General features: G+C 60.3%; 11 protein-coding genes and 1 riboswitch. Of the genes, 2 read left to right on the top strand and 9 right to left on the bottom strand.

Annotation, left to right across the window (positions count from 1 at the left end; all coding sequences use genetic code 11):
- Positions 1-497: 497 nt before the first annotated feature.
- The 4 genes from ACB034_RS14250 to ACB034_RS14235 form a co-directional block, all read right to left on the bottom strand.
- Complete coding sequence (locus ACB034_RS14250; RefSeq protein WP_342010931.1) at positions 498-1,547, bottom strand: HlyD family efflux transporter periplasmic adaptor subunit; 1,050 nt, start codon at positions 1,545-1,547, stop codon at positions 498-500.
- Positions 1,547-2,887, bottom strand: a complete 1,341-nt coding sequence (locus tag ACB034_RS14245; RefSeq protein ID WP_342010932.1) for a glycosyltransferase — start codon at positions 2,885-2,887, stop codon at positions 1,547-1,549. The genes ACB034_RS14250 and ACB034_RS14245 overlap by 1 nt, the downstream gene beginning before the upstream one ends.
- Positions 2,880-4,223, bottom strand: coding sequence for a diguanylate cyclase domain-containing protein (locus ACB034_RS14240; protein WP_342013311.1), 1,344 nt, complete (start codon positions 4,221-4,223; stop codon positions 2,880-2,882). Before ACB034_RS14240 ends, ACB034_RS14245 begins: the two co-directional genes overlap by 8 nt.
- 460 nt (positions 4,224-4,683) lie before the next feature.
- Complete coding sequence (locus ACB034_RS14235; protein ID WP_371173095.1) at positions 4,684-6,537, bottom strand: M3 family metallopeptidase; 1,854 nt, start codon at positions 6,535-6,537, stop codon at positions 4,684-4,686.
- Between the two features lie 281 nt (positions 6,538-6,818).
- Between ACB034_RS14235 and ACB034_RS14230 the strand changes: the two genes are divergently transcribed.
- Positions 6,819-8,507, top strand: coding sequence for a methyl-accepting chemotaxis protein (locus tag ACB034_RS14230; protein WP_371173094.1), 1,689 nt, complete (start codon positions 6,819-6,821; stop codon positions 8,505-8,507).
- Between the two features lie 265 nt (positions 8,508-8,772).
- A riboswitch (cyclic di-GMP riboswitch) is annotated at positions 8,773-8,857 on the top strand.
- 64 nt (positions 8,858-8,921) lie between these two features.
- Complete coding sequence (gene gbpA / locus ACB034_RS14225) at positions 8,922-10,346, top strand: N-acetylglucosamine-binding protein GbpA (RefSeq protein WP_371173093.1); 1,425 nt, start codon at positions 8,922-8,924, stop codon at positions 10,344-10,346.
- 61 nt (positions 10,347-10,407) lie between these two features.
- Here gbpA and cbl read toward each other — a convergent pair whose 3' ends face one another.
- The 5 genes from cbl to ACB034_RS14200 form a co-directional block, all read right to left on the bottom strand.
- Positions 10,408-11,355, bottom strand: a complete 948-nt coding sequence (cbl, locus tag ACB034_RS14220; RefSeq protein ID WP_224210939.1) for an HTH-type transcriptional regulator Cbl — start codon at positions 11,353-11,355, stop codon at positions 10,408-10,410.
- 96 nt (positions 11,356-11,451) lie between these two features.
- The gene (locus ACB034_RS14215) at positions 11,452-12,510 is read right to left on the bottom strand and encodes a sulfate/molybdate ABC transporter ATP-binding protein (protein WP_371173092.1); all 1,059 of its coding nucleotides are present in this window, start codon (positions 12,508-12,510) and stop codon (positions 11,452-11,454) included.
- A gap of 22 nt (positions 12,511-12,532) precedes the next feature.
- Positions 12,533-13,423, bottom strand: coding sequence for a sulfate ABC transporter permease subunit CysW (gene cysW / locus ACB034_RS14210; RefSeq protein WP_371173091.1), 891 nt, complete (start codon positions 13,421-13,423; stop codon positions 12,533-12,535).
- A complete protein-coding gene (gene cysT / locus ACB034_RS14205; RefSeq protein WP_371173090.1) occupies positions 13,420-14,259 on the bottom strand; it encodes a sulfate ABC transporter permease subunit CysT in 840 nt (279 codons plus the stop codon). The genes cysW and cysT overlap by 4 nt, the downstream gene beginning before the upstream one ends.
- A 260-nt stretch (positions 14,260-14,519) precedes the next feature.
- A complete protein-coding gene (locus ACB034_RS14200) occupies positions 14,520-15,095 on the bottom strand; it encodes an RBBP9/YdeN family alpha/beta hydrolase (RefSeq protein ID WP_371173089.1) in 576 nt (191 codons plus the stop codon).
- Positions 15,096-15,135: the final 40 nt, after the last annotated feature.

The raw sequence follows: 15,135 nt of genomic DNA, 5'->3' as shown, positions 1-15,135 counted from the left end.
AGACATGCAAAACCACAAAATTCAGGAGGGAAAATAGAATTGGAGGACGCAATTGATGTGCCAATTATAAGGGTTTTGGGGCTCATTCCCCTTTTATCATCACACTCACTTGATTGACCGTTTTCCTCAGGAGCAGAGAGCGGGCCCAAACCAGCAATACGACACAAGTTGTCGTAATCGATGACCCGCATAATAACTGTCACATGCTTGGTTGAGTGACGCTCCTTTTTCGCCAGAAAAAATTAACTGACGAATAGCAAAAGAAAGTGTTCGTATCTTGTGGTCGCCAAGCCACGCAGATCATCAGAACCTCTGAACGACAGAGACAGCTTCAACTTGCCGGCCTCTTGCCTCTCAAAACGGCAGTATCTTCAACGCGAGTCGAACAGACCCGGCAACGTGACAATATTCATGATACGCAAACGGGGCTCAATGGCCCCGTTCGTATTCTACTTTGCTCTTTTACTGGCTCTTTAATGCCTTTTTCGAACAGGACATCAATCGAACAAGACAGTGACTGGCAACCCCTCAACTTGCAGATTGGCAGGGAGTTTCTCATCCAGCGCCAGAGCCACCTTGAGGGTCGCTTTCTCTCCTTCAAACGGCGCAGCCAGCTGGGCTGGCAATTTGTCCGCCAGCTCCACCGGTCTGGCAATCCGTGCAGCCAAACGCTCGCCACTCGGCAACTTGACGGTGGCTTTGTGTCCAGTTTCCATCGAGGTCAAGTACTTGGGTTGCACATAGGCAATGACCAGGGGATCCATATGTTTGGATATCAGCGCCAAAGGCGCGCCCGAGAAGACCCAGTCCCCTTCCTGCACCAGCACGTCAGACACCTTGCCGGTGGCCGGAGACAGGGGCTGTTGCTGTCGCATAATGGCTTCCATCTCGGTCAGCTCCTGCTCCAGCTGGTGGCGGGCGCTGGCCAGCGGTCCCGTCAGGTGATCCTCTTTGATCTGCAACTCTTGCTGCGTTTTTTCAGCCCTGGCCTTCTGCAGGTCGATGCGAGATTGAGTCCAGCTCAGCAAAGCGCTGGCATATTCAGCGCTGGAAACCAGCTTTTCCTTCCTGTACCCAGCATACTCCTGATAGATCCCCTCCTGTTCACGAGTGCCCCGCTCGGCGATGCTGATCTGCTCGTCCAGATTGTTCAATATCGCCTGTTCGTCATTCCCCTTGTCCAGCTCAAGCGCTTTCAGACGAGCCTTGCGACCTTCAATGTTGGCCTTGAGGGTCGGCGATTCGAAACGCATCAATGCATCACCTTGCGAGATGGATTGGCCGGGGGACATATAAATGCTGCGAATGAAACCATCACCATTGGCCACCACCAGCTGAGGTTCCGTCGTGATGATCGCTGGCGCCTGAGTCAGCCACCACTCTCGTCCAAGGTAGCCGAGCAAGATGATGACCGGGCTGAATGCCAGCAGCAAGATCAGATACCAGCGAGCCTTGAACGCGATGCGCTTGGCAGGGGCATACAACACCCGGATCCCGTCATCCGAGGTAGCATCCTGCTTCTTGGGGGGATTGAATGTGACTTTCATCAGAATTTATTTCCTCGTTTTAATACCCACCAGGGCGCCATGCTGCTCTCTTCATGACCACGCCGGAATATTTCATTGAGTAGAGCCACGGCGCACCACAAGCGCATCAGCAAGGTATAGACCGGGTACAGCAACAACCATGGCAGCATGTACAGATCTGCTTTGGGCCGCTCCGAGATGGCGAGCAGAAACACCAAAAAATTGACCAGAGTAAGAAACAGATAGACCAGATAGAGACATAACATCAGGGCTGTCACGAACGGGCCCGGATAACTGAGCACCAGCCACCAGCTGTATCCCATCACCAGCAGCGGCAGCACTACGTTTTGCGCCACGCCGTAAATCAAGGTAAACAGAAAGGTCTTCCAACCCAGGATGCGTGGAGTCAGCGACAACTTGTGCTTGCGCAGGTAGAGAAACAGCAGATCCCCATCCCAGCGCAGACGCTGGTTGGCCAAGGTCATCAGATCCGCAGGGGCATCCGTGTGGCCTATGGCCCAGGGAGCAAACCCTATCTTCAGATTGGGGTGACGCTTGAGGTAATGTTTGATCCTCACCGTCAGATCCAGATCTTCAGCCGTGTGGGTATCCCAGCCGCCGATCTGGCGCAAAAAATCGCGGCGAAATGCCCCGAACGCACCGGAAATGTTATTGATCAGGTTCCATTCGCTCAGGCCCGTCTTCCCCCCCTGCATGGAGATCATGTACTCGATCCCCTGCATGCGAGTGATCAGGCCATCGCGCAAGTTGCGCACTCTCAGCGCCCCGCCGACGGCCGGCACGTTCGGATCATCGAAACAGGCCACAATCTCGTCGATCATGTTGTTGTCGAAGGAGGTGTCCCCGTCGGCATTCATGACTATTTCACCGGTTGCCGCCGACAACCCGGCATTGAGGGTCGATACCCGCCCACCACGCTGCCACTTGGGCAGCAGCACCAGGGTTCGCGTCTCGCATCCCTGGAACTCGGCGACGCAGTTCAAGGCTGCCTGATAGGTATGGGCGTTGGCCTTGGCACCATCGATCACCGCAATGATCTCCAGATGACCACGATAAAGCTGCTCCTTGAGGGTCAGGATGGTCGAGCGGATCGCCTCCCCCTCCCCGTAGCAGGTGATGATGCAGGAGACTTTGGGACAACGGCGTGATAGCGGCAGATCCGACGCCTTGGGTACCTGACGGGAAAACCATTTTAGGATCCCGGTCAGGGTCAGCGCCATCAGTGGTACTTCCATCAACAGCAACATGGGTAGCAGCAACAGGATCATCCTGGGTGAAAACTGCAGACTGCCCAGGATCTCGGTCAGGATGTAACGGACCGTACTCATCCACTCAGGCATCCTGGAGGCTCCCATCCAGCCAGCGACTCAACCATAGACTGGTATCTTCACCCAGCGTGGTAGGCAACGGCTCTACCTTCACATTCAGCGTCAGGGCATCCAGACCCTCGACATTGTTGAGCGCCAGGATCCGCCCCTGCAGAATCTGCCAATCCTCCACATTGGTGTGTGGCAACAGCAGTAACAACTGATCGTCGGCATACTGGCAAACCACATCGGTATCCCGAAACAGCGCCTGCAGACGAGCCAGCAAGGCCCCCAGTCGCTGCTGGGTTTTCAACAGTCCCAACTCGGCTCGCAGTTCGGCAAGATGTTCAACCCGGATTGCCAGCAGGGTATGGCTGCCACCATGACGTTGCAGCAGACGATTGCTCCATTGCAGCAGCCAGGGAAAGTGATCCATGGCCATAGGCGCCCCCCAGGTCAGGGGAAGATGCAACTGTTGGGTACCCTCGCGGGCAATATGGCGAGCCAGCTTGCCAATGCGGTACTCATAGATGGGAGATACCACCAGATCATCTGGCTTGTGGGCCTGACCACACTCGTGGCATCGAGCCTGTACTGCCGCCTCCATGAAACGGGCATGGCAGGAGAGGCAGCGGTACTTCTCCAGCGGCCTGTCGTAGTCTACCCCGATATGACGCAGGGTCGTCACGCACTTGGGGCAACGCAGCACGCCTTGTTGCATGAAGGCATCCTGATCATCCACATGACCGCAGGTGAAGCAGTGCACCGCAGGCTTGGCCTGGATGGCGATATGGGAGCATTCCGGACACACGTCGACAAAATTGAGGTGGGCCGAGTTGCAGCTGTTGCACAGGCGCACCCGATCGACCAGTTGTTCGCTCTGCAGCAATCGTTCGGAGACCAATTGCGGCAAGGATGTCCCGGCATCGGCACCCAGCAAACAATCCAGCAACGGATAGCTGTACCCCTGGCGACAGCCCGCCTGCCAGCGGGGCAATAGACGGAAATGGGCACGGGGCCAGCTGTACCAGGCCAGCTTTTCCATGTCATCGGGGTGTTCGCGCGGAGTCAGCAGTGCCAGCCGCTCCAGCATGTCAGGAACTCGCTCATCCAGCTGGGACGCCAAACCATCTGCCAGCATGGGCGAAAGCGGACTCTTCTCTACGCAAAACACCGGATAAAGATAACGGGAAGGATCACGACGGATTGCCAGCAAGATCCGATCCTGCTCTTCACTTGGCAAGTTGAGCAGCAATACCGGCTGTAATGCTGTCTGCCACTGGGACAAATCATCGAGAGACTGGGTGTTTCGCTCCACCGGCGCCCCCAACAGGGATATCTGGCAGAGTTGTTCACTTGTGCTCGTCATGGGGAGATTACCTCTTTCCACAGGCAAAAACAGAGACGGCCCAGTGGGCCAATGTTCAGTACCAACCGGAATGGGAAAAGCGACATACGCATTTCTCATCATTGTCGATACCAACGACGCGGTCGACGAAAGCGACCCATGTTATGGATATGGTAGGAGCAGGAGGATAATCAACAATGACCAGTGCCATATTCCATATGCGGCACAGCCATCTCCGGGAGGAGATCTGTAGCTTTCCGAACCCGATTCACATCGGGGGTGGCGAGAGCGATAATTTTGCCAAAGTATAATAATTAGTCAATGACACAATTAGCAATATAAATAGTATGCATGGCGCATCTTTATCAGCATAAGGCTTTACCCATAACTAACCAGGCAGCATTTTATCAAATGAGATTTATTCGAATATAAAATAACCCCGCCAAGCTGGCGAGGTCATTGACACGGATCACCGTGGTTATCAACGCCTCAGTGCTGTACTGTCGCGACCGGACAAGGTGCGGATCCAAGCCTCGAAATCGGCCAGCATGCGTGCCTCTGATTCGCTGTTGTCGGCGATGAGCTCGGCGCCGTGTACCACCCGGATGTGAGCGTCTAGCGGCATTCCTTCCCCCGCCGGCGGACGTTGCTGTGCCGCATCCATACACTCCTGCGCCTGCTGCCACGCCTCGGCCACGCTCCGGTTGCACGCCTCGGCCAGCGGCGCCGCGCTAAAGCCCTCGCCGGTGAGGCTGCGCAGCGTCTCATCATGGCTCTTGCCGTTGCCCGGCCCCCAGTAGTGGGCGGCCAGATCCGGTCCGATGCGCGGGTTGTCGGTGAGGTAACCGTCGCGCTTGAGGAAAAAGGCGCGGGTCTGCTCCACCGCCATCAGCGCCAACAGGTAGCCGTGATAGGCGCAGGCTGATTCCTGGTTCAGCAGGTGCGGAATGGCCAAGAGCGGGCGCGGGCTCTCTACTCCCAGGATCTTGCGTTCCCACTGGCGGGCCAGCGCCAGCACGGCGGCCGGGGTGCGATCGCCATCGGCCATGGCGTAGAGATCCCGTTCGAAGTAGGCCACCAGCGCGATCTGGCGCTCGTTGAAGGCACGAAACGGCTGGCGCGCCTCGATCATCGCCTTGATGAGCGCGTCGGGGATCGCCTCCCCCGCCGCATTTCTGGCATAGCGTTTGAGCCAGTCCGCGTCATCCAGCAGGCTGTCGCAGAACATGGACTGGGTCTCGGCATAGGCCATGGAGGTGGGCGGAAACTCCTGGGAGAAACAGGGGGCGTTGCCAGTGACGTTGGCAAAGTGGGCCGCGTGGCCGCCCTCGTGGAACAGGGTGTTGAGCCCGCTCCAGCCGCTGCCCACCTGAGCTGGGTTGGCCAGGCTGGTGAAATTCACCACCGCCGGTACCCACTCCCCCTCCTGCCAGAAGCTCGGCACCGGGCCGTGGCAGAAGCCGTTCTCGTATTTCCCCTCCCGGGTCAGCAGATCCAGAGTGAGGGTCGCGCCGCGATACTGGATGCCGAGGCGGCGGAAGCTCTCGACCCAATCCTTCAGCGCCCGGGAAAACGGCACGTAAGGATCGAGCTGGCGGGTCACGTCGCCGCTCACGCTGTAGCGCAGGTTGTGGGGCAGCAGGGCCTCCTCCCCCTTGGCCGCCTTCAGCTCGGCCAGGCTCTGGTGCAGCCGCTGTTCGGTGCGGGCGATAAAATCGTCGAGGATGGCGAACAGCTGCTCCGGGCTCATCTGCTCGTTCTTGTGCACCTTGTAGTCGAAGTAGTCGCGATAGCCCATGGCGCGGGCGAAGCGGTTGCGCAGCGCGACTATCTCCAGATAGCCGTTGTCGACCACCCACTGCTCAAGGGTGTGAAACATGGCGAGCGCGCTCTGGCGTACCGCTTCATCGGCGCTGGCGACCAGCGCCGTGCTGGCGGCGGGCAGGCTGCCTGCCACCTGACGGCCCTGTTCGTCCAGCAAGGTCAGCTTCAACCCCTTGCGGCGGGCAAACAGCGCGGCCTCGGCAGCCACCAGCTCATCCATCAGGACGGCGGCAGCAGGATCTTCGATGACGTTGCACTCGAAGAAGGCGAGCCAGCCCTTGAGCCCCCGCTTGAGATCTTCTTCTTGTGCCAGTGCGAGCATCTCGCGCAGCTCGGGCAACCGTGCCGGATTGGCACAAAAGCCCTTGTAAGCCTGCTCGGCGGCGGTGAAGCCGGCCTGATCGTCGCTGGTGCCCATGTAGGTGGACCAGAAGAGATCCTCCTTGCGCCTGTGTACCTGCAGGTAGTCGGCATTGAGCTGGTTGAAGTAATTCCTGGCAATGGAACTCATAAATTCCCTCTTTTTAATGTGGTCACCCGCACGGGGCCCACTCCTTATTGGTGAAATGCCATCTCATTCATATGTGTTGGCAAATAATGCGCCGGGATGCGCATAAACAAGCTACCAAAAAGTGGGGAGAGCTGTCTGCTGACTATACTGTTGTTGAAATACTCAATTAGCTCTCGCTAGCGGCAAGCTTTTGAAAGTTGATTAAATGTTAACTGCAAAATAATCTGGAGCACGGGAGTGGCTGAGCACAGCCAGACCCATAAGGAAATCAGGGAGATACCATGTTCAAGCTCGGTGATATCGCCGTGAGCCGCAAATTGATGCTGCTGCTCACCCTGGCGCTGGCCGGTTTTATCGCACTGCTGCTGATCTCGGCCAGTGCCCTGCATCGCAACCTGATGAGTGAACGGGAGGCGCGGCTGCAGGCGGTGCTGGATCTCGCCATGAGCCGGATCCAGGCCCTCGCCACCAGCCTGCCTGCCGACCAGGCACAGGCCGAGGCCAGGGCCATGCTCAACAGCATGCGTTTCGATGGCGACAACTACCTGTTCGTGATCGATGAGACCCGCCACATCATCGTCCACCCTGCCAAGCCGGAACTGGTCGGCCAGCAGATGGGGGAACAGCGCGCAGCACATACGGAGGACCACTGGCAGCGCATGGTGGATCTCGGCAAGGGGGGGCATCAGGGTCGGCTGGAATATCTCTGGGCATCCCCTTCCGGCGAGTCCGCCCGCAAGATGTCGCTGGTCGCCGGCTACCAGCCCTGGGGCTGGATCCTGGGCTCCGGCATCCTGCTGCAAGACATAGAAGCGACCATCTGGTCCCAGTATGAGTTGATGGGGGGCGCGACCCTGCTGGCTATCCTGCTGATGGGCCTGCTGGGATTTGCCATCAGCCGCTCCATCGTCAATCCTCTCACCCGGATCAATCACGCCATGCAGCGGGTCGCCAAGGGGGATCTGGTGGTCAGCATCCCGGTTGAGAGCAAGGATGAGCTGGGGATGGTGGCGCACTGCACCAATCAGGGCCTGGATGCCATCCGCCACGCCCTGCTCGAGGCAAGCCTGGGGGCCCGCAACGTGGCGGATGCCGCCCTGCGCATCGCGGCCTCCGCCGAGCAGACCAACCAGGCGGTGACCAGCCAGCGGGATCAGCTGGCCCAGCTTGCCACCGCCATGAACGAGATGAGCGCCACCATCTCGGATGTGGCGGGTCACGCCGAGAATACCGCCCGCGATACCCAGGATGCCACCAGCGAAGCCGGCCTCGGCAATCAGGACGTACACGCCAGCGTGCACGGCATCCAGGCGCTGGCGACCGAGGTGGAGCAGGCCACCCTGCAGGTCAATCAGCTCAAGGAGGGGGTGATGCAGATAGGCGAGGTGACCGCCGTCATCAGCGCCATCTCGGAGCAGACCAATCTGTTGGCCCTCAATGCCGCCATCGAGGCTGCCCGGGCTGGCGAACAGGGGCGCGGGTTTGCCGTGGTCGCCGACGAGGTGCGCCAGCTGGCGAGCCGTACCCGCCAGTCCACCGAAGAGATCCAGGGCACCATCGCCCAGTTGCAACAGCGGGCGGTGAGTGCGGCCGACGCCATGGACACCAGCCGCAAGCTGGCGGAGAGCAGCGTCAACCAGTCCGAGAAGGCAGGCCAGGATCTCTCCCTCATCGTCAACCACATCCAGCACGTGAGCGACATGGCAACCCAGATCGCCACCGCCGCCGAACAGCAGAGCATGGTGGCCGAAGACATGAACCGCAACGTCAGCGGCATCAACGACTCGGCGCTGGAGATGTCGCAGTCTGCCTCCCAGCTGGCTCAGGAGAGCGAGCTGCTGGCTGGTCTCTCCCGCAGCCTGGACGAACGACTCGCCGTGTTCAAACTCGGCCACACCAGCGAACAGAGTCCGTTGCCCATGCAGATGCCGTCACCGCGCCAGAGCGAATCCCCCCGGGTTCCCCACTGATCCGTCTTGCACTGTCGCATCCTATCCCCTGACCACGAAGGTGGCAGGGGATTTTTTTATTGATGAAAAATGCCAAATTTTCGCATCTTATCGACAGGATTGGCGATCTTAAGAAGACCAGGCTGATTATTTATACATTTAAAAACATATAGTTGAGTGAAAAACCAACTCCAGAAAGGTCAAGCTGTAAAGATTTACACTTAATAATTTAATCAAAATTAGTCATGATGATTTTGTCGCCAAACGCGACACCATGACCCTTTCTGTAGTCATTTGGCAAACTGGCTGAAAAGTCAGGACGCAAAACTTCCGGTCTAAAGACGTTCGTCCAGGATAGCGGGGTTGCCACACTCAGGTGTGCCCGGGGATTCCCCTGCCAACGTGACTGCCCACATCGACCGATCAGAGGAATGTATGGCAGCAACCATCCGATTCAACCACATCGCCGCCGCCCTGACGCTGCTCGCCAGCGGCAGCGTGCTGGCCCACGGCTACATCAGCCAGCCGGAATCGCGCAACGCCCTGTGCAAGACCGGCGGCAACAGCCAGTGTGGCGCCGTGCAGTGGGAACCCCAGAGCCTGGAGGCCTCCTCCGGCTTCCCGGACGGCGGCCCGGCAGATGGGCAGATTGCCGCCGCTGGCCATCCCCAGTTTGGCGAGCTCAACGCCCAGACCAGCGACCGCTGGACCCGCCGCGACGTGCAGGCCGGCCCCTTTTCCATCAGCTGGACCTTCACCGCCAATCATGTGACCCGCAACTGGCGTTACTACCTGACCAAACAGGATTGGAACCCGAACCAGCCGCTGACTCGCGACGCCTTCGAGCTCACCCCCTTCTGCGTCATCGACGGCAACATGGTGCAACCGCCCAAGCAGGTCACCCACCAGTGCATCCTGCCGGAGCGCACCGGTTACCAGATCATTCTCGGGGTGTGGGAAGTGGGTGATACCGCCAACAGCTTCTACAACCTGATCGATGCCAACTTCAAGGGCGGCACCCAGCCACCGCTGGCGTGGAACCAGGGCGGCACCATCTACCCCTCCATCGATCTGGCGGCCGGCGACAAGGCCAGAGCCCGGGTATTCGATGCCCACGGCGAGCGCACCGATCTGCAGACCGAGCTGACCATCGCCAGCGCGGAGCAAGGCCAGAAGAACAATTGGGCCCACGCCCTGGCCGGCAAGATCAACTCTGAGCAGAGCCTGATCCGTGCCGGCCAGCAGGGGACAGATGGCCAGTTCAACCCCGTCTACGGCCAGAACCCCGTCTACCTCAAGGCGGGCAGCGCTCTGGAGCGGGTCGAGATCCAGCTTGAGCAGTTGCAGCCGCCGGTTGGCAACGACATCAGCGTCAGCGGTCTGGCGAGCGAATACCAGCTCGACAACGGCAAGGCGATCCTCGCTTTCACCGTCACCGCCCAGGGCGATCTGACCGTCACCAATACCCTGTATGACCATGATGGCGTTGCCAAAGGCCAGTCCAGCGCCGACATCAAGGACAGCAGCCAGGGCTTCACCATGACTCTGGAAGGGCTGAGTGCCGGTCACCACCAGCTGGTGATCAAGGGCACCCCGAAAAATGGCGGTACCCCGCTCCAGCAGACTCTGGATCTGATGTTCAAGGATCCCGCTGCCGGCGGCGCTCATGACTTCACCTTTCCGGAGGGGCTCAAGTCCTACACCGACGGCACCAGGGTGCTGCAACCCAAGAACGGCAAGGTCTACCAGTGCAAACCCTTCCCCTACAGTGGCTGGTGCAGCCAGTGGTCTGCCAACGCGACCCAGTATGAGCCGGGCACCGGTTCTCACTGGCAGGATGCCTGGATTGAGTTGAACTAATCGTTTCACCGCGACATGAAAACAGGGAGCCAGTGGCTCCCCGTTTGGTCTGGTGACAGGCTCAGATCTGGTAATCGATCTGGGGCTCGCCACCCATGGCACGGGCCTGGATGTCGGCCAGTGCCAGCTCGGGGTTGCAGAGCTGGATAAACTGCCAGGCGAAATTGTGCTGGAACTGCCCCTGCTTGAGGCCAATCCAGGCGGTGTGCGGCGCAAACAGATGGCTGCCGTCGAGTTGCACCAAGGTGTGATCGCGCCGGGCATCGAACGCCATGTCCGCCAGTATGCCGACCCCCATCTCCAGCTCGACATAGGTCTTGATGACATCCGAATCCTGGGCTGTCAGCAGGATCTGCGGCGTGATCCCCGCCTCGGCGAACGCTTCGTCTACCCGCACCCGCCCGGTCAGCCCCGCCTGATAGGTGATGATGGGCCAATCGGCCAGCGCCGCCAGGGTCAGTTCGGACTCTTGCGAGAGGGGATGGCGCTCCGGCACCACTATGTTGTGATGCCAGCGGTAGTAGGGAAAGGCCACCACCCCTTCGCTCCTGTCGAGCTGCTCGCTGCTGATGCCGATGTCCACCTCGCCGGTCTGCACCAGCCGCACTATCTCTTCCGGCCCTCCCTGACGCAGCTCCAGCTGTACCAGTGGAAACTGTTCGCGAAACGCCTTCACCACCCGGGGCAGGGCGTAACGGGCCTGGGTATGGGTGGTCGCCACCAGCAGGCGTCCGGAATCGCGGTTGGCAAAGGTACTGGCCAGTTTGCGGATGTTCTCGGCATCCCCGAGGATGCGCTCGGCGATCACCAGCAGCTCCTTGCCCGGCTCCGTCATGCCGAGCAGCCGCTTGCCGTAGCGGATAAAGAGTTCCACCCCCAGCTCCTCCTCCAGCTCGCGAATATGGCGGCTGACTCCGGACTGGGAGGTAAACAGGGCATTGGCCACTTCGGTCAGGTTGTAATCCCGCCGGGCCGCCTCTCGGATAATACGTAACTGCTGAAAGTTCACTCATCGCCTCCTGCGTCGAGTCACGGCGGTGTCCACCGCCATGCGTTGTGGGTGATGCGGGCAGGCCGATGACTCGCACCCAGCCTGGATAGCCCATCAAATCTGGTAATCGGGGTAGAACTGCGCCTGTCTGGCTACCAGCCGTACCTCCTGGTCCGGCGTGAAATGGCTGGCCGCCTCCTTGCCAAGTTCTACCTCGTAGTGGACGCCCCCCTCGCCACGCAGCTCCACTCGGATGCGCGGCCCCATGGGCAGCAGCCGGGTGATGGTGGCGCTGATACCGCCGCTGGCCTGTGCCGGCAGAATCTCCAGCTCGTGGGGACGCACATAGGCGATGGCGGCACTGCCCGGGGCCAGATGGGCGGTCGAGGGGCCGCCGAGCAACTGCTCACCGATGCCGAACCCCTGTTCGGCCACCCGGCCGCGGAACTGGTTCACGCTGCCGAGGAAACTGTGTACGAAGGCGCTGGCGGGATGGTCATAGACCTCGGCCGGGGTGCCGATCTGCTCGACCCGGCCGGCGTTCATCAGCACCACCCTATCCGCCACCTCCAGCGCCTCCTCCTGATCGTGGGTGACGAACAGGCTGGTGACGTGCAACTCGTCGTGCAACTCCCGCAACCAGCGGCGCAGCTCCTTGCGCACCTGGGCATCGAGGGCGCCGAAGGGCTCATCCAGCAACAGCACCCTGGGCTGCACCGCCAGGGCACGGGCCAGGGCGACCCGCTGACGCTGGCCACCAGAGAGCTGGGTCGGGTAGCGCTCGGCCACGTGGCTGAGCTGCACCAGATCCAGCAGCTCCCTGACCCGGGCACGAATGGCCACCTCGCCCGGGCGTTCGTTGCGCGGCCTGACCCGCAGGCCGAATGCCACGTTCTCGAACACCGTCATGTGGCGGAACAGGGCGTAGTGCTGGAACACGAAGCCGACGTTGCGCTCGCGCACGTGCAGCGCCGAGGCATCCTCGCCGCGGATAATGATCCGGCCAGCGTCGGCCTGCTCCAGCCCGGCGATGATCCGCAGCAAGGTGGTTTTGCCGCAGCCGGAGGGGCCCAGCAGGGCCACCAGCTCACCGTCGTGAAAATCGAGGTTGATGTCGGCCAGTGCCGCGTACTGGTTGAAATGCTTGTTGAGTCCTTGCACCTGAATGCTCATGGCTGCCTCCTTGAAACTGTGATCAGTGAGAGTAGGTGGGTTGGCCACGCAGCCGGGCCAGCAGGGTTTCCCCCAGCAGGGTGAAGATCCCGAACAGCGCCAGCAGGCTTGCCACCGCGAAGGCGGCGCCGGTCTGGTACTCGTTGTAGAGGATCTCGATATGCAGCGGCAGGGTGTTGGTCTGGCCGCGAATATGGCCGGAGACCACGGAGACGGCGCCAAATTCCCCCACCGCCCGGGCAGTACAGAGCAGCACACCGTACATCAGGCTCCAGCGAATCCCGGGCAGGGTAACCCGCCAGAACATCTGCAATCCGCTCGCCCCCAGCATGATGGCGGCCTCCTCCTCTTCCGGGCCGCGCGCCTCCATCTGGGGCAACAGCTCGCGCACCACGAAGGGCACAGTGATGAAGGTGGTGGCCAGAATGATGCCCGGGGTAGCAAAGATGACCTTGATGTCGTGCTCACTGAGCCAGTCGCCAAACCAGCCGTGGCTGCCAAACAGCAGCACCAGCATCAGGCCCGCAATCACCGGCGAGACCGAAAACGGCAGATCGATGAGGGTGACGAGCAACTGCCGGCCCGGGAAGCGGAAACGGGCGATGGCCCAGGCGGCCGCGAGGCCGAACAACAGGTTGAGAGGCACGGCGAACAGGGTCACCAGGGCGGTCAGCCCAAGGGCGCTCAGGGCATCCGGCTCGCTGATGGCCTGCCAGAAAAATGCCAGGCCAGGGCTCAGCGCCTGGATAAAAACGGTCACCAGCGGCAGCAGCAACAGGGCGGCAAACCAGCCCAACCCCAGGGTGATGAGCAGCCACTTGACCCACTGCGGCTCGCGGATCACCGGCGGCGCCTTGCGCTGGGTCTCTGTCACCACGGGGACGACATCCATGGCGATGGTCGATGCATTCATATCCGGCTCCCTCCGATGCGGGCCCAGCTCCAGGCTTGCAACTTATTGATAAGCAGCAATAAAACAAAAGAGAGCAGCAGCATGACCACGGCGATGGCGGAGGCGCCGGCGTAGTCGTACTCCTCTAGGTGGCTCATGATCATCAGGGGCGCGATTTCAGAGACCATGGGCAGGTTGCCGGCGATAAAGATGACGGAGCCGTACTCCCCCACGCCACGGGCAAACGCCAGCGCAAAACCGGTGAGCAGGGCCGGCACCAGGGTCGGCCACAGCACACGCAGGAAGGTCTGCCAGCGATCGGCACCCAGGCTGGCGGCCGCCTCCTCCTGTTCGGTCTCGGCTTCCCGCAGCACAGGCTGCAGTGTGCGCACCACGAACGGAAGCCCGATAAAGGTGAGAGCGATGACCACTCCAATCGGGTTGTAGGCAAGCTCGATGCCAAGCGGGGCAACCCACTGACCGATCCAGCCATTGGGAGCGAAGATGGCACACAGGGCGATGCCGGAGACGGCGGTGGGCATGGCGAATGGCAGGTCGATCAGCGCATCCACCAGGCGGCGGCCGGGAAAGGTGTAACGCACCAGCACCCAGGCCAGGATCAGGCCGAACAGGCTGTTGAGCAGCGCCGCGACAAACGCCGCCCCGAAACTCAGGCGAAAAGAGGCCTGCACCCGGGGCGACCCTATCACCTGCCAGAACTCGGCAGCAGTCAGGTTATTCAGCGCAAACAGCACCAGTGCCGAGAGGGGCAGCAGTACCAGCAACCCCAGATAGAGCAGACTGAAGCCGAGGGTCTGGCCAAAGCCAGGCAGAACAGAATAAGAACCAAATCGCATAACAAATCCATGTATTATAAATTAATTTCGACATAGTGATTCTGCTGGCTCTCATTCCCCGTCACAAACACCAATAACACCTTTGCTAATCACTTTTTTGTCTAACGGCGTGAAAACAGGGCGTTGCGGGCAACTCAGATAAAAAAGGTCTTTCATATCAACAAAAGACCTGAAAAACGGAGCCTTGTGCAATTGAGCCAGTGAACAAAATCAGATAGTTATCATCTCGGTCGGCATCTCTCCCCGTTGTCATCCAACCATCAGCGAAACCCCAGTGCCGGGCACCCTTTCCACGCCACCGGAGCTGGTTCGATCACCATCTCGGCCCGACGGTGAAGGTTGCCGAGCAGATGCAGTCCCTGATGCCACTCCCCGTGACCGGACTGAGCGTTGATATGACCCGCCTCACCGGCATCAAACAGCGGCACCTGCCACTGCCGGCTCCAGTGTTCGGCCCGTTCGAAACTCATCCAGGGATCGTTGCGGCTGGCCACCATCTGGGCCGACACGAGCAGGGGGCCGGTCAGTCGCTCGTCTGCAATGCCGAAACGGGTCGGATCGGCCGGCGCCACCAGCAGGATGGAGGCGATCTTGTGGGGTTGCAGCCGGGCGGCGGCAATGGCGGTCAGGGCGCCGAAGGAGTGGGCCACCAGGTGCACCCGGCCGCGACGGCTTTTGAGCTTGCTCGCCAGCTTGGCGCTCCAGACCGTCAGGTTCGGCTTGTCCCACGGCAACCCCCTCATGCGCTGCCAGTGGGGAAAGTGCAGGTGCCAGCGGCTCTGCCAGTGATCCGGCCAGCTATCGTGCAAACCGGGAACCAGGAGGATCTTGTCCATCTTGTTACTCCTATCCGTTGGCGCGCTGGCCAGTGAGTGA

It is taken from the genome of Aeromonas sp. S18(2024) (genome assembly GCF_041402525.1).
GTDB classification, from domain to species: Bacteria; Pseudomonadota; Gammaproteobacteria; order Enterobacterales; family Aeromonadaceae; genus Aeromonas; species Aeromonas enteropelogenes.
This window is presented reverse-complemented; position numbering and strand designations above follow the sequence as displayed.

Coding starts and splice junctions, on each gene's coding strand:
- ACB034_RS14240 (WP_342013311.1), bottom strand. CDS start 4,223: ATGACGAGCACAAGTGAACAACTCTGCCAGATATCCCTGTTGGGGGCG.
- cysW (WP_371173091.1), bottom strand. CDS start 13,423: ATGAATGCATCGACCATCGCCATGGATGTCGTCCCCGTGGTGACAGAG.
- ACB034_RS14245 (WP_342010932.1), bottom strand. CDS start 2,887: ATGCCTGAGTGGATGAGTACGGTCCGTTACATCCTGACCGAGATCCTG.
- ACB034_RS14200 (WP_371173089.1), bottom strand. CDS start 15,095: ATGGACAAGATCCTCCTGGTTCCCGGTTTGCACGATAGCTGGCCGGAT.
- gbpA (WP_371173093.1), top strand. CDS start 8,922: ATGGCAGCAACCATCCGATTCAACCACATCGCCGCCGCCCTGACGCTG.
- ACB034_RS14235 (WP_371173095.1), bottom strand. CDS start 6,537: ATGAGTTCCATTGCCAGGAATTACTTCAACCAGCTCAATGCCGACTAC.
- ACB034_RS14215 (WP_371173092.1), bottom strand. CDS start 12,510: ATGAGCATTCAGGTGCAAGGACTCAACAAGCATTTCAACCAGTACGCG.
- ACB034_RS14230 (WP_371173094.1), top strand. CDS start 6,819: ATGTTCAAGCTCGGTGATATCGCCGTGAGCCGCAAATTGATGCTGCTG.
- ACB034_RS14250 (WP_342010931.1), bottom strand. CDS start 1,547: ATGAAAGTCACATTCAATCCCCCCAAGAAGCAGGATGCTACCTCGGAT.
- cysT (WP_371173090.1), bottom strand. CDS start 14,259: ATGCGATTTGGTTCTTATTCTGTTCTGCCTGGCTTTGGCCAGACCCTC.